Here is a 13,390-nt window from a genome sequence, read left to right as displayed (position 1 = left end):
ACCTGGCAGCGGCCCCGCTCAACCGAGCGCGGGCCGCTAAGCTTTTCCTCATGACTGACTTGAACAACCTCCTTACTGAGGCCAACCGCTCCAAGGTTGTCGCCGAGATCGCCGAGCTTGTAGACACCACCGTGGCCAACCAATCCGGCCTCACCGGCATGGCGCTAAAGTCCGCCGTTGCTGCTGGTAAGAAGGCTGACGCGGATGCCGTCCCGAAGGGTGTGAATCGCTACCTGCCGCAGGTTGTTTCTGAGCTGCAGCCGCTGTTTGAGCGCTTCCAGACTGAGGGCTCCGGCTCCTTCGGCGCATTCCTTTCCGACAACGAAAACGAAGTGGTAGAGAAGATCCTCAACGCCGCCGACGGCGCAACCGGCGAAATGCCCAGTGCCATTCAGAAGGTGTACTCCACTCTACGCGGCAAGGTTGGCAAGATCGTGGCGCCGGCACTGCCTGAACTGGGCAACATCATCGAGCGCTACGCAAAGTAGCGCTAACTAACAACAAACAGCCAAAAACGCCCAGCTATTGCAGCTCCTGGGCAAATTCCAGCACCCGGCCAACAATAATCTCCGGCTCGCGGGCCCACCTGTTGTGGCCCAAACCGCCGTCGAGCTCCTCAACAGTCGCGCCAGAAACCTGATCAGCCAGGGACTTGGCGGATGCATACGTGCAGTCTCGGTCGTTTTTAAAGCGCGTGAGTACGACGGGGACGTTGATGTGCTGCATGGCGGCGTCATAATCAATGTCCGCACCCGCAAGCTTTCCGCGCTTGCCGCTGCGGTTCATCCGCGCCCACTCATTTATGTACGTGCGCGGGTGGCGCCCCCAGTTACCGCCGATGGTGATCTTGTCACCCGGCCAGTAGCCCAGCACCTGGCTGACCAGCCAGATTAGCTGGATGCCAACGCCGAATTTCAGTTTGTTACGAAGCGGAAACGCCTTGTGCCAAGGGTTACCGGCGCCCACACCCAGCATGCCAATCACATTCAACGCAGACGCTTCCGGTCGCGCCATGAACAGCGTGCCAACCTGCCCGCCCATCGAGTGCGTCAAAAGGATCACCGGGTGATTCTCATCAAGCCTATGTTCCTGCTTGGCGTTGCTGATCGTCGCTGGGTAGTCCTCTGCCGCAACATGGTGATACCCCCACTGATTGCTCCTAGAAGCAACGTGGGGGCTTTCACCCTGGCCGCGAAGCTCACCAACCGTCGTGGGAAAACCAGCCTCGGTCAGCGCCTCGGCGATGGGGCGGTAGTAGCGCGCCTCCATCCCCATACCAGGGAAAATGACAACCAGTGGCCGTGAATTGCTCATGCGGCACAGCGTACCGTGCCTCACACAAACACACCCCGCCCAAAACCCGGGCCGGCGACCTACACGTCCAGGAAGCGGACGTCCTTCGCCTTGCGGGTGATGAAGCTGCGGCGTGCTGCAACGTCGTCACCCATGAGGATGGAGAACAGCTCGTCTGCACGCTGTGCGTCTTCAAGCTCAACGCGGCGCAGGATGCGGGTCTCCGGGTCGAGCGTGGTCTCCCACAGCTCCTTGGCGTTCATCTCACCCAGACCCTTGTAGCGCTGGATGCCGTCGTCCGTGTTGATCTTGCGGCCAGCCTCAAGGCCAGCAGCCAGCATTTCATCACGCTCACGGTCGGAGAAGGCGTAGCCGGGCTCGCTCTTTGCCCACTTCAGCTTGTACAACGGCGGGTTAGCCAGGTACACGTGGCCCTGCTCAATCAGCTCCGGCATGAAGCGGAACAGCAGGGTCAGAAGCAGGGTGGCAATGTGCTGGCCGTCCACGTCAGCATCGGCCATGAGCACGATCTTGTGGTAGCGCAGCTTGGAAATATCAAACTCGTCGTGAATACCGGTGCCCAAGGCAGTGATGATGGCCTGGACCTCGGCGTTCTTCAGCACGCGGTCCATGCGGGCCTTCTCCACGTTCAGGATCTTGCCGCGCAGCGGCAGAATTGCCTGGTGCATGGAGTCACGGCCGCCCTTTGCGGAGCCGCCTGCGGAGTCACCCTCCACAATGAACAGCTCGGACTGCTTCGGGTCCTTCGAACGGCAGTCAGCCAGCTTGCCCGGCAGACCACCAAGGTCGGTCGCGGACTTACGGCGAACCAGGTCGCGCGCCTTACGCGCCGCCTGACGCGCCTGCGAGGACTGCACCGCCTTATTCACAATGACCTTTGCCTCAGCCGGGTTCGCGTCGAACCAGTCGGAGAGGTTCTCATTCACCGCACGCTGAACAAAGCCCTTGACCTCGGTGTTACCCAGCTTGGTCTTGGTTTGGCCCTCAAACTGTGGGTCCGCCACTCGGACGGAGACGACGGCGGCGAGGCCTTCACGGCAATCGTCGCCAGTCAAATTGGGCTCTTTGTCCTTGAGCAGCTTGTGGTCACGCGCGTAGCGGTTCATCAACGTTGTCAGCGCGGCGCGGAAGCCCTCCTCGTGAGTACCGCCCTCATGTGTGTTGATGGTGTTGGCGAAGGTGTGGACAGACTCCTTGAAGGAGTTGTTCCACTGCATAGCCACCTCGGCCTCAAGGCCGTCGCCCTTTTGATCAAAACCAACAATCGTCGGGTGGATCTCGGTCTTGTTCTTGTTCAGGTAGTTGACGTAATCAATCAACCCCTCTGGGTAGTGGTAGGTGACCTTTTTCTCGCGCTTGCGCTTAACGTTCGGCGCAACCTCGTCACCAGCCTCAACCGGGTCACCATCGTCATCCTGATCAACCTCAGCCGCGGCCTCAACCACGGTGTCATCATCAAAGGAGTCGCCACCAATCAGCGCTGCGGTATCGCCCTCTTCGGCGATTGCCTCAAGCTCCAGCTCCTCCTCGGTGACGCGCTCATCCTTCAGGGTGATGGTCAGGCCCTTGTTCAGGAAAGCCATCTCCTGCAGGCGGCGAGCAATGGTGTCGTAGTTGAACTCAACCGTTTCAAAGATCTCCGGGTCCGGCCAGAAACGGATGGTGGTGCCGGTGCCGCGAGCGTTGCCGCCCTCAACCAGCGGCTCGGGCTTGGCAGCCTCGAACTTCTGAATCCAGTGCTTGCCGTCGCGCTTAATGTCCGCCTCAACGCGGGTGGACAGTGCGTTCACCACGGAAATACCCACGCCGTGCAGACCACCGGAAACGGCGTAAGACTCCGAGTCAAACTTGCCGCCGGCGTGCAGCTGGGTCATAACAACCTGGACAGTTGGTGCGCCCGACGGGTGCATCTCCACCGGGATGCCGCGGCCGTTGTCTACGACCTGCACTCCACCGTCTTCAAGCAGGGTGACATCGACGCGATCCGCATACCCCGCCATCGCCTCATCTACAGAGTTGTCCACAACCTCCCACACCAGGTGGTGCAGGCCGCGCACACCGGTGGAACCGATGTACATGCCAGGACGTTTACGGACGGCCTCCAGGCCCTCCAGGATGGTGATCGATGAGGCGTCATAATGCGGTACTTGTTCAGCCACGGAAAGGGACTCTCCTCTTTTATTCTTCACAAGCGCCCATAGGCGCGTTTAACCCCTTGTATCTTACACGCTTGTGGGGCCATGCCTTGGCAGCACTCGAATCCGTCAGAGGGCGTTTTGTGCGCTTATCCGTAAGTGTCGCGCGGCCCGCGGCCTTTCACATGGAGCGGACCCTTGCGCCAGGACGGCGTCTTCGGCCCGTAAATGTGCAGTTTGGTCACCACTTCGGGCCCCACCTTGTCTGCAATGAGCCGCAGCACGGTGGATTGCATGTATTTCAGCTGCGTGGCCCAGGCGGTGGTGTCGCATTCGATGTGCACCTCACCGTCCTTAATCATGTGCACGGTGGTGTGCTGCGCGATTTTCGCACCCACCAGGGTTTCCCAGTTGCCCATGACCCAGCCGTAGGCCATGTTTTCGCTCCACTCGCGGCGCTTAATCTCCCTTCCCACCAGCGAGTTAAAGGAGCTCACCCGCATGCGGCGCGGGATCGCTCGCCCATCCAGCCCGGTTGGTCGCCCGGGGCCTTTCTTGCTTATCGACGCCCCGTCGAACCCCCCAACCTCCAACCCCGGCACCAGCGCTTCAGTGGTTGGGGCGCCAAGTGCTGCAGCGCTTCGCTTCGGCACCGGCAGTGTGCCTTGGCGCGAAAGATCCGGAACGCGCCCGCCGCGCTTGCGCGCCATCTCGCGGGTGAGAAGAAACGTGGTTTTAACCAGATCCTGCAATTGCACTCACCCCGTTATCCATGGTCACCGTGTAGCGCGCGGCCACGGCATCGTGCAGGTTAGCGGGCAAGTCATCGCCCACCGCCGCCGTGATCAGCACTTGCTCTGCTTCTTCGGCAACGTGGACTAAACGCTCGCGTCTTTTAGCATCCAGCTCCGCAAATACATCGTCCAAGATCAGCACGGGTGCCGATCCCTGCTCAGAGAGCAACTGGTACTCCGCCAAATGCAGCGACAGTGCGTACGACCACGTTTCGCCGTGGGAGGCGTAACCCTTCGCCGGTGTGTTACCAAGCATGAGCACCAGGTCATCGCGGTGCGGACCCACCAACGTGGTGCCGCGGTCAATTTCCTCTTTCCTGCGCCGGCCCAACTCTGCCAGGAGCGCCGCCTCAAACGTTGCCGGATCACGCTCTTCGCCTAAGCCTTCGCCTAAACCAACGGTGGATTTGTAGCGAACGCTTGCGGGGCGCGACTCCGGCGCCACGCTGGCGTAGGCGGAGGTGATCAGGGGCGCTAGGGCGTCGATAAGCAAGAGGCGCGCGGTTATCAACTGGCTACCCAAGCTGGCAAGCTGGGCGTCCCACACATCGAGTGTGGAAAGTGCCGCCGCACCCGATTCATCCTGGTAGCCGCGGCGCAACACCATGTTTGAGGTGCGCAAAAGGGCGTTTCGCTGGCGCAGCACCCGGTCATAATCCGCCCGCACCCCACCAATCCTTGGTGTACGAAGCGAGAGCAACTCATCCAAAAAACGGCGACGCTCCGCGGGCTCACCAACCACAAGCCGCAGGTCCTCCGGCGAAAACAACACCGTACGCAACACGCCCAAAACCTCGCGCGGACTTTTCAGACGCGTGCGGTTGATCTGCGCCTGGTTCGCACCCGCGGCCTTAATCAGCAGGTGGGTGGTCAGCGCGCGGTCATTATTAATCGTGGTCGCGGAAACACGAGCGTTGTCCTGACCAGTGCGAATCAGCGGCGTGTCCGTAGACACCCTGTGGCTGCCCAGGTGCGAGGTGTAATACACCGCCTCAACGATGTTGGTCTTGCCATGCCCATTGCGGCCAGCAAAGACCGTCACCCCCGGCTCAAGGTCCAGATGCAACTCCGGCCACGAGCGGAAATCCCGCAGATCCAGCTCAGAGACAAACACTTAATCCGGCACTTAACCTGGCTTAACCCGGCAGACGCACCGGCATCAGCAGGTACGTGAAGTAAGTGTCCGGGGTGGGGAACGTGCCGTCCGCATTCGCCTCCGGAAGCTCCTCCGGCTCCGGCACCATAATCGCCGGGCGCGAAGACTCCGTGAAGCCAAACATCACACGATCCGTGCCAATCACGCCAAGGCCATCACGCAGGTAACCAGCGTTAAAGGCGATAAGCAGCTCATCTTCACCAGTGAACGCAGCCGGGATGGTCTCAGACGCCTCACCGGAATCCGCACCAGACGCGTACAGCGTGAGCTCGCCCTGCTTAAAGTGCAGGCGGATCTGCGCATTACGGTCCGCCACCAGCGACACACGACGAATGGATTCCATCAGCGGCGAAATCTCCACCGTGGCAATGGACGTGTGCGTCTTCGGAAGCAGCGGCGCCACATTCGGGAAGTCCGCATCCAGCATGCGCGTGGTGGTTTCGCGGTTGCTCACGTGCAGACCAAACAGGCCGTCCGCACCAACATTGTCCGCACCACCGACGGCGATCTCCACCGGCTCTTCGATATGCGTATCCAGCGTGCGGGCGTTATCCAGCAGCGTCTTCGCCGGGATCAGCAGCTTCGCCTCAACGTTTGGTGAGGTCGGCTCCCACTCCAAGGAACGCAACGCCAAACGGAAACGGTCCGTAGCCGTCAGCTTCAGATGCGTGCCGTTTACCTCCATGTGGATACCGGTAAGCATTGGAAGCGTGTCATCACGACCAGCAGCAGACGCCACCTGAGTCACTGCCGCGGTCAGGGCGGCTGGCGAAATCTTGCCCGTGACCTCCGGCAAGCTCGGCAGCTGCGGGTAATCATCCAAACCCATCAATGGCAGCTCAAACCTTGCCGAACCACCTTTGAGCTGCAGCTTGTTGCCGTTAGTGGAAACCTCCACCGGGCCAGAGGGCATATTTGCGACGATATCCGCCAACAACTTACCCGCCACCGCTACACGACCCGGCTGATCAATATCGGCGTTGATGCGAACCTTGCTGGAAACCTCATAGTCAAAGCCCGCGAACTCCAAACCGTGATCATCAGCCGTAATCACAACAGCGCGAAGCACCGGCTGAGTGTTTTTCGTAGGCAGGGAGCGCGCAACCCACGAGGCAGCCTCAGAAAGATCTTCTTTCTGAACACGGAATGACACTGAGCTCTCAACCATGGCGCGCGCTGGCCCCCTTTAAACAAGATTCTTGGAATTACCGTTTTCACTCTAGGCAACCACGGCACAAATCTCACGCGAGGGGTCCCAGAAGTTTTGTAATTCGCTCGCTTGCCGACGAACTGTGCACAGCCCCTGTTTCTCCTAATGAATTACAAGTAAAAGAGTTGGTAAGAACAGTAAGTCCTGTGCAATCTGTGGATAACGTGTTGTTTGCGCAGCTCATGAGTCCCGTCGAGGGTGTGAGTGGCGTGTGGACAATGTGTGGATGAACGGCTGCGCGCTGTGGATAGATTTCAGCCATGGAATTCCATCCACATTTCGCCGGCGAGTTGTCCACCGATTACTCACAAGAATTTGTTGTTTGTCCCCAGGGGGTGAGCGGGGCTGGCGGTGTTGCGGCGTTGCGCTGCAGCCTATGAATTACACAAGCGTAATTACACAGGTGTGGATAAGTCTGTGGATAACTGTGAAATGTTGCGGTTTGTGCAGTTCACAGGGCTGAACTTCAGCCTTGCGTGCTTGTGGCTTAGCGTGCCTCTCGACCAGTGGGGGACCTTTTTGTAATTGCGGCAGCATGTTGCCAAACCGGGGATAGTTGCATTGGCTGTCAGGTAATTGCCAGGTTCGGGGCCTGTTTGGGCTTTGCCAGGGTGGGATCGTGTTGTGCCACTAGCAGATAATGATTTCGGCCTCGCGTTTCCCCAGGTCAGTTGTCTTTACTCACCGCGTTTTTTGCAATGTCTGCTAGTGCCCTTCTGCCAGTCGCCCTGCTGTCAGTCGCCCTTCTGCCAGTGGCCTCGTCATGGATGCCGAGCGGGCCCGGTGGGCTCCGTGTCCAATAAGCCCCGTGTCCAATGAGCCCGTGTCCAAAGAGTGACTGGACATGAGAAATGTCGTCTAGCAGGCAGCGAAACCCTGCTAGACGACATTGAAAACTGGCCTCCATTCCCCCAGGTCGAATGTGGAGACATTTGGCGGATTTTGCGTTGTCGTCTAGCGGCCGGTGCTGAGTGCTAGACGATAATGACAAAAGACCAGGTCGCGGCTCGGGTGAGCCCGGAAGGAAGGCGGGCAGGCCGGGCAGGCAGGGCGAGTGCGTTAGGCGCCGCGGGCGCGGTTCTTCACAATCTGGGTGAGCTCTTGGATTTCGTCGTACGTCTCACGGTTTTCCGTCATCTCCTTGCGGATCTTGCGGTCCGCGTACATGACGGTGGTGTGGTCTTTGCCGCCGAACTCGTCGCCAATCTTGGGCAGCGAAAGCTCGGTCAGCTCGCGGCACAGATACATGGCAATCTGGCGCGCGTGGGCCACCTGCCTGGTCTTTCCGGCGCCAGTGAGTTGGTCGACGGCCACGCTGAAGTACTCCGCCGCGGCCTCTTTGATGGCGGTGGCGGTGATGTGGATATCGCTTTCGTCGGGAAGAATGTCCCGAAGCGCAACCTGGGCAACTTCCATGGTGATTGGCTCATTGATCAGCGAAGAGTACGCAGAGACGCGGATTAGGGCGCCTTCGAGCTCGCGGATGGAGCTTTGGAACTGCGTGGCAATGAGTTCGAGGACGTCGTGACTGACGTGCGTGCCGTCCGCAGCTGCCTTTTTTAGCAGAATCGCGATGCGAGTTTCCAGGTCTGGCGGCTGAATATCGGTGATGAGGCCGCCTTCGAAGCGGGTACGTAGGCGGTCTTCAAGCGTGGTCAGCTGACGCGGCGGCCGGTCAGAGGACAAAATGATCTGCTTGTTGGACTGGTGCAGCGCATTAAAGGTGTGGAAGAACTCTTCCTGGGTGCCTTCCTTGCCTTCGAGGAACTGGATGTCATCCACCATCAGAATGTCCAGGTCGCGGTAGCGGCGCTTGAAGGATTCCTGACGGTCATCACGCACGGAATTGATGTAGTCATTGGTGAATTCCTCCGATGACACATATTTAATGCGCAAGTTTGGCTGCAGCACACGCGCGTAGTTGCCGGCAGCGTGCAGCAAGTGGGTCTTGCCCAGGCCGGAACCACCCCAAATAAACAGTGGGTTGTAAGCACGGGCTGGATTCTCTGCGACGGCCACCGCTGCACCATTGGCAAAGCGGTTGGAAGAGCCAATAACAAAGTTTTCGAAGGTGTACTTCGGGTTCAGGCTGGCTTCGCGGTCAGGGTCGTGAGCAGGCTTTTCACGCGGAATGCGCTGCGGGACGACGGGGTGTGCGCTACCACTTGCCGCGACCTGCTGGGCGTGCATCTGCGCAAGCTCATCAAGACCCATCGGCATTTGCTCCCCCACCGGGGTCTGTGCCGTTTGGCTGGATGCCCACTGCTCCTGGACTGGCGGGATCTCGGGTTCCGGTTCAGGCGCGGCCATGGTTACCGCAAGTGTGCAGGGCGTTCCCAAACGCGACTGCAGCAGTGCGGTGATGTGCGGCGCCAGCGACTCCTCTACTACTGACTTGGCTGCGGCATGCGGTGCAGTGACTACGGCATAGCCGTTGACCAGCACTTCCGGGCGCACCAACTGGAGGTAGGCGCGCTGCTGGTGGGTCAGCGTGGGTACGGATGAGTTGGGACGCTCAGAAAGTTGCAACAACTCCGCAACGAGGTCACGCCACAGTGACTCGAGTTGCTGATCGGCCACGGCAGCTCCTCACAAGAATTAACAGCAATTCACAAGTTAGGTCTGGACTGATAAGCCCGCGACCTCATGTTCCACAAGGTTATACACACCTGTGGATAACTCTATCCACCGGGGTTATCCACAGGAGTGTGTTTACCTGTGGATAACTGTGAGTTTCTGTGTACAACGCTTGTACCTGCAGAAACTAGCGGAATTTCGCGAAAGTCTCAACTAGAACTTCACAGTTATCCACAGGACTCCACAATTGGGGTCTGTGATTTTGTGGTGATAAAACATTGTTACCGCGTCCGACCTCGCACTGTCTAACAAATGCCTGTGAGTACCCCTGTGGATAACTTTCGCGCTCGAACACGTGTGTTGCACATAAATGAATAGACAATTATTGTGGCGCTGGATGGCTCGGCGATTCGCCCTCCCACCTGCAGAAAAACACACTGTTGTAATTCCGGGGGTACCCAAAAGAAAGGTTCCAACATGCGGCGCGGCGATTTGTAGCAACGCCTTTCCATCACGTACCCTGACATGGTCTGTCACATCAGTGACTTCTGGAGAGCACCTTCCCGGGACGGTGCATGCGAGCGAGATGATCCACATCACGCACCGCAATCTCACTTACAACGTTTCACCACCGGACGGCCCAGGCCCCGGAGCTGGTGCACACGCGGGGAATCCGCGTGAGTACAAGCTGGCCGTTCGTGCAACCGAAGGAGTATTTCCGTGTCTAAGCGGACTTTCCAGCCGAACAACCGCCGTCGCTCCCGCAAGCACGGCTTCCGTGCTCGCATGCGTACCCGTGCCGGCCGCGCCATCATCTCCGCGCGCCGCAAGAAGGGCCGCGCAAAGCTGAGCGCATAAGAGCGCTTAAGCCTATAACCAACGCGCGTGTTACCCCGCCCGCACAAACTGACCTCGTCCGCTGACTTCAAGCAGACGATGCGTCGAGGAGTGCGCGCGGGGTCTCGCACATTAGTGGTGCATGTTTACGCCCGCGAAGATCTTGTTGTACGCGGCGGGCCCCGCTTCGGCCTGGTTGTGAGCAAACAAGTCGGCAACGCTGTAATAAGGCATGCGGTGTCCCGGAGGTTGAGGGCTGTGGTGCTTGCGGGGGGCGTCGATAAGCTTAAGCCCCACCACGATGTAGTGGTGCGAGCACTACCACCGGCAGCAACCGCAACCAGCGAAGAGCTGGCCCGGGAGTTTGTATCCGCGCTGGCCAGGGCGTTGAAGAAGCGCTAAATGCCGTACTTCAACTTCCTGGGCGAGGAAATCCCCCGAGCCAAAGGGCCCCTAGCGAAAGCCATGGTGGGCGCCGTGCGTGGTTACCAAAAATACCTCTCGCCCCTTAAGATGGGTGGCACTTGTCGCTTTATGCCTGTATGCAGCGCGTATGCGCTTGAGGCCGTATCACGTCACGGAGCTGTGCGAGGTGGCGCGATGGCAGCGGCACGAGTGTGTAAGTGCGGCCCGTGGCACCCCGGGGGATACGACCCGGTACCCGGCAGCGCGGGCGAAGCGGAAAAGACAACGAGGAGAAACACCGAACAGTGCTGAACTTTATTTACTGGCCAATCTCGTGGGTGCTGCGGTTCTGGCACGAAGCCCTCGGCTTTGTCCTGCCCAAAGATTCCGGCATCTCCTGGATCCTGGCCATTGTGCTTTTGACCTTTACGGTGCGCATCTTCCTGGTTAAACCCATGGTCAACCAGATGCGCTCCATGCGCAAGATGCAAGAAGTACAGCCGCGGATGCAGGAAGTCCGCGAGAAGTACAAAAACGACCAGACAAAAATGGCCGAAGAAATGCGCAAGCTGCAGAAGGAAATGGGTGTCAACCCATTGGCCTCCTGCATCGTGCCGCTGGTGCAGATGCCAATCTTCCTTGGCCTGTTCCACGTGCTGCGCTCCTTTAACCGCACCGCGCGTCCGAACGACCCGCTGAGCGTTGAGGTAAACCGTGAGACCGCCAACTACGCCTTCCCAGCGGAAGACGTGCAGTCCTTCCTGGACGCCAACTTCTTCGGCGTGCCGCTGTCGGCCTACATGTCTATGCCGGAAGCCGCGTTCGAGGCGTTTACCGGCGTTGACCTGACGCGAACCCACATCATTGCGGTCTGCTTGCCGCTGGTGATCATCTCCGCAGTGTTCGTGCACTTCAACGCGCGTATTTCCATCAACCGTCAGAATGAGCGCCGTGCAGCTGGCAAGGTTGCCGCACCGACTGGTGATACTGCGAAGATGATGGAATCCCAGATGGGCATGATGAACAACATGATGCTGTGGATCATGCCGATCATGATTCTGGCGTCCGGCTTCCTGTGGCACGTTGGCCTGCTGTTCTACATGCTGGCCAACAACGTGTGGACCTTCTTCCAAACCCGCATTGTCTACGACAAGATGGATAAGGAAGAGGAAGCGGAAGAGGCAGCGAAGCGTGAGGCTAAGCGTGCATCCGCACCTGTGGTTGGTGCCCGCACGGTGGATAAGCGCACCAAGAAGCAGCGCAAGCAGGGCAAGTAAGGCCAGTAGCCTACGAACTTCACACCACATTCCGGCAGCGTCGGCCCTTCGGGCCGGGGTTGCCGGTTTTTTGTTGCCTACCTGCGGATATGGCGGCGGCTGTATGGTGTGTGGCGGCGTTGACTAACATCTAGGGAACAACAGCCTGCCTATGCAGAACGCCCACGTGAGCAAGGAGTACACAGCCGTGTCAGATCAGTTGCCCGAAATAGCCAAAGAGGTCTTTGGGGACCGCTTCAACCTTGCGGTGGCGTACCACGACTCGCTGGCAACAACGGCTGCGGAACGTGGGTTCATCGGCCCGAAGGAAGTGGAGCGCCTGTGGGAGCGCCACATCCTCAATTGCGCGGTGGTTGGTGAGGCATTCGCTCCAGATCTCAAAGTGGCGGACATCGGTTCCGGCGCCGGACTGCCGGGCATCCCGCTGGCTATCGCGCGCCCAGACTTGCAGATCACGCTGATTGAGCCGCTGCTGAAGCGCTCGGTGTACTTGGGCGAGGTCAAAGAGGCGCTGAACCTGGATAACGTCACCGTGGTCCGCGGCCGTGCTGAGGAGCAGAAGAAAGGCCAGTTCGACGCGGTAACCTCCCGTGCCGTGGCGCCGCTGGGCAAGCTCGCCGGGTGGTCTTTGCCGCTGGTGAAACATGGGGGGCAGATGGTGGCGTTGAAGGGGGCGTCGGTAAGCGAAGAGCTCGAACGCGACCGTAAGGAAGTGACCAAGGCCGGCGGCGGGGACGCGGAGATTTTCACGGTGGGGGCGGCGCTTGCAGAGCCGACCACGTTGATCAGGATTGTGCGGAGGTAGGCCATGAGCAACGTGCGCTTATTTACGGTGGCAAACCAAAAAGGTGGCGTGGGTAAAACCACCACGAGTGTCAACATCGCTGCCGCCCTGGCCAAGCAAGGCCACAAGGTGCTGGTGGTGGATTTGGATCCGCAGGGCAACGCCTCGACCGCACTGGGTGCGGAGCATACCTCCGGCACGCTGTCCTCCTACGAGATCCTGATCGGGCATGCAACGCCGGAGGAGGCTATGCAGCCGAACCCGGACAACCCGAACCTGTTCTGCATCCCCGCAACCATTGACCTGGCCGGTGCTGAGATTGAGCTGGTCAGCATGGTGCGCAGGGAGTACCGGCTTTACGACGCTTTGAGGCGCGGCTTCCTCGAATCACACGGATTCGACTACGTCTTCATCGACTGCCCGCCGTCTTTGGGCCTGCTCACCATCAACGCGATGACCGCGGTGGATGAAGTGATGATTCCGATTCAGTGCGAGTATTACGCGCTTGAGGGCGTAGGCCAGCTGCTGAACAACATCGGCATGATCCGTGAACACCTGAATCAGAACCTGCACATTGCGGCTGTGCTGCTGACTATGTACGACGCACGCACGAAGCTTGCCGCCGACGTTGCGGAGGAAGTGCGCAGCCAGTTCGGTGAAGTGGTGCTGCGCAACATGATCCCGCGCTCCGTGAAGGTCTCAGAGGCGCCCGGCTTTGGCCAGACGGTTGTGGAATATGACCCGACCTCGCGCGGCGCGTTGGCCTACATTGATGCTGCGAAGGAACTTGATACGCGCGGTGATTACACACCGCACCCCACCACCGGGCCGATTGGTGTCAGTCCGGAGGTATACGCCCAGCTAGATGCGGATTCAAACTACGAGATCGAGGAGGACTAAA

13 protein-coding genes are annotated in these 13,390 nt (G+C 59.3%); 7 read left to right on the top strand and 6 right to left on the bottom strand.

Translation table 11 applies throughout. The features are described from left to right. The first annotated feature begins 50 nt into the window (after positions 1-50). Positions 51-488 (top strand): DUF6918 family protein, encoded by a 438-nt coding sequence (locus tag I6I71_RS03085; RefSeq protein WP_070494041.1) that lies wholly within the window; start codon positions 51-53, stop codon positions 486-488. A 34-nt stretch (positions 489-522) separates the two neighbouring features. Here I6I71_RS03085 and I6I71_RS03080 read toward each other — a convergent pair whose 3' ends face one another. The 6 genes from I6I71_RS03080 to dnaA form a co-directional block, all read right to left on the bottom strand. Then, entirely contained in the window at positions 523-1,314 is a 792-nt protein-coding gene (locus I6I71_RS03080; protein WP_201822161.1) for an alpha/beta fold hydrolase, read from the bottom strand. Between the two features lie 59 nt (positions 1,315-1,373). After that, positions 1,374-3,473: a DNA topoisomerase (ATP-hydrolyzing) subunit B gene (gene gyrB / locus I6I71_RS03075; RefSeq protein WP_201822159.1), complete on the bottom strand. Its 2,100-nt coding sequence runs from the start codon at positions 3,471-3,473 to the stop codon at positions 1,374-1,376. 125 nt (positions 3,474-3,598) lie between these two features. After that, a complete protein-coding gene (locus I6I71_RS03070; RefSeq protein ID WP_052206498.1) occupies positions 3,599-4,159 on the bottom strand; it encodes a DciA family protein in 561 nt (186 codons plus the stop codon). Between the two features lie 25 nt (positions 4,160-4,184). After that, entirely contained in the window at positions 4,185-5,357 is a 1,173-nt protein-coding gene (recF, locus tag I6I71_RS03065) for a DNA replication/repair protein RecF (RefSeq protein WP_101734602.1), read from the bottom strand. A 22-nt stretch (positions 5,358-5,379) separates the two neighbouring features. Then, a complete protein-coding gene (gene dnaN / locus I6I71_RS03060) occupies positions 5,380-6,567 on the bottom strand; it encodes a DNA polymerase III subunit beta (RefSeq protein ID WP_070494007.1) in 1,188 nt (395 codons plus the stop codon). A 1,101-nt stretch (positions 6,568-7,668) separates the two neighbouring features. Next, positions 7,669-9,189, bottom strand: a complete 1,521-nt coding sequence (dnaA, locus tag I6I71_RS03055; protein ID WP_101734600.1) for a chromosomal replication initiator protein DnaA — start codon at positions 9,187-9,189, stop codon at positions 7,669-7,671. Between the two features lie 711 nt (positions 9,190-9,900). Between dnaA and rpmH the strand changes: the two genes are divergently transcribed. The 6 genes from rpmH to I6I71_RS03025 all read left to right on the top strand — a co-directional run bounded on the left by rpmH (position 9,901) and on the right by I6I71_RS03025 (position 13,389). Further along, positions 9,901-10,044 carry a 50S ribosomal protein L34 gene (gene rpmH, locus I6I71_RS03050; RefSeq protein WP_180950584.1) on the top strand — a complete coding sequence of 48 codons (144 nt, stop codon included), beginning with the start codon at positions 9,901-9,903 and terminating at the stop codon, positions 10,042-10,044. A gap of 27 nt (positions 10,045-10,071) precedes the next feature. Next, positions 10,072-10,425 carry a ribonuclease P protein component gene (gene rnpA / locus I6I71_RS03045; protein WP_101734599.1) on the top strand — a complete coding sequence of 118 codons (354 nt, stop codon included), beginning with the start codon at positions 10,072-10,074 and terminating at the stop codon, positions 10,423-10,425. Further along, on the top strand, positions 10,426-10,740 hold the full coding sequence (gene yidD / locus I6I71_RS03040; RefSeq protein WP_201822157.1) for a membrane protein insertion efficiency factor YidD: 315 nt from the start codon (positions 10,426-10,428) through the stop codon (positions 10,738-10,740). Continuing rightward, on the top strand, positions 10,734-11,705 hold the full coding sequence (gene yidC, locus I6I71_RS03035) for a membrane protein insertase YidC (RefSeq protein ID WP_052205678.1): 972 nt from the start codon (positions 10,734-10,736) through the stop codon (positions 11,703-11,705). Before yidD ends, yidC begins: the two co-directional genes overlap by 7 nt. Before the next feature lie 151 nt (positions 11,706-11,856). After that, the gene (gene rsmG, locus I6I71_RS03030) at positions 11,857-12,510 is read left to right on the top strand and encodes a 16S rRNA (guanine(527)-N(7))-methyltransferase RsmG (RefSeq protein ID WP_201822155.1); all 654 of its coding nucleotides are present in this window, start codon (positions 11,857-11,859) and stop codon (positions 12,508-12,510) included. A gap of 3 nt (positions 12,511-12,513) precedes the next feature. Then, complete coding sequence (locus I6I71_RS03025; protein WP_052205679.1) at positions 12,514-13,389, top strand: ParA family protein; 876 nt, start codon at positions 12,514-12,516, stop codon at positions 13,387-13,389. Position 13,390: the final 1 nt, after the last annotated feature.

The organism is Corynebacterium riegelii (assembly GCF_016728505.1).
In the GTDB taxonomy this organism is placed as follows: Bacteria; Actinomycetota; Actinomycetes; order Mycobacteriales; family Mycobacteriaceae; genus Corynebacterium; species Corynebacterium riegelii.
The sequence above is the reverse complement of the archived record's forward strand: the minus strand, read 5'-3'. Positions and strand labels throughout refer to the sequence as shown.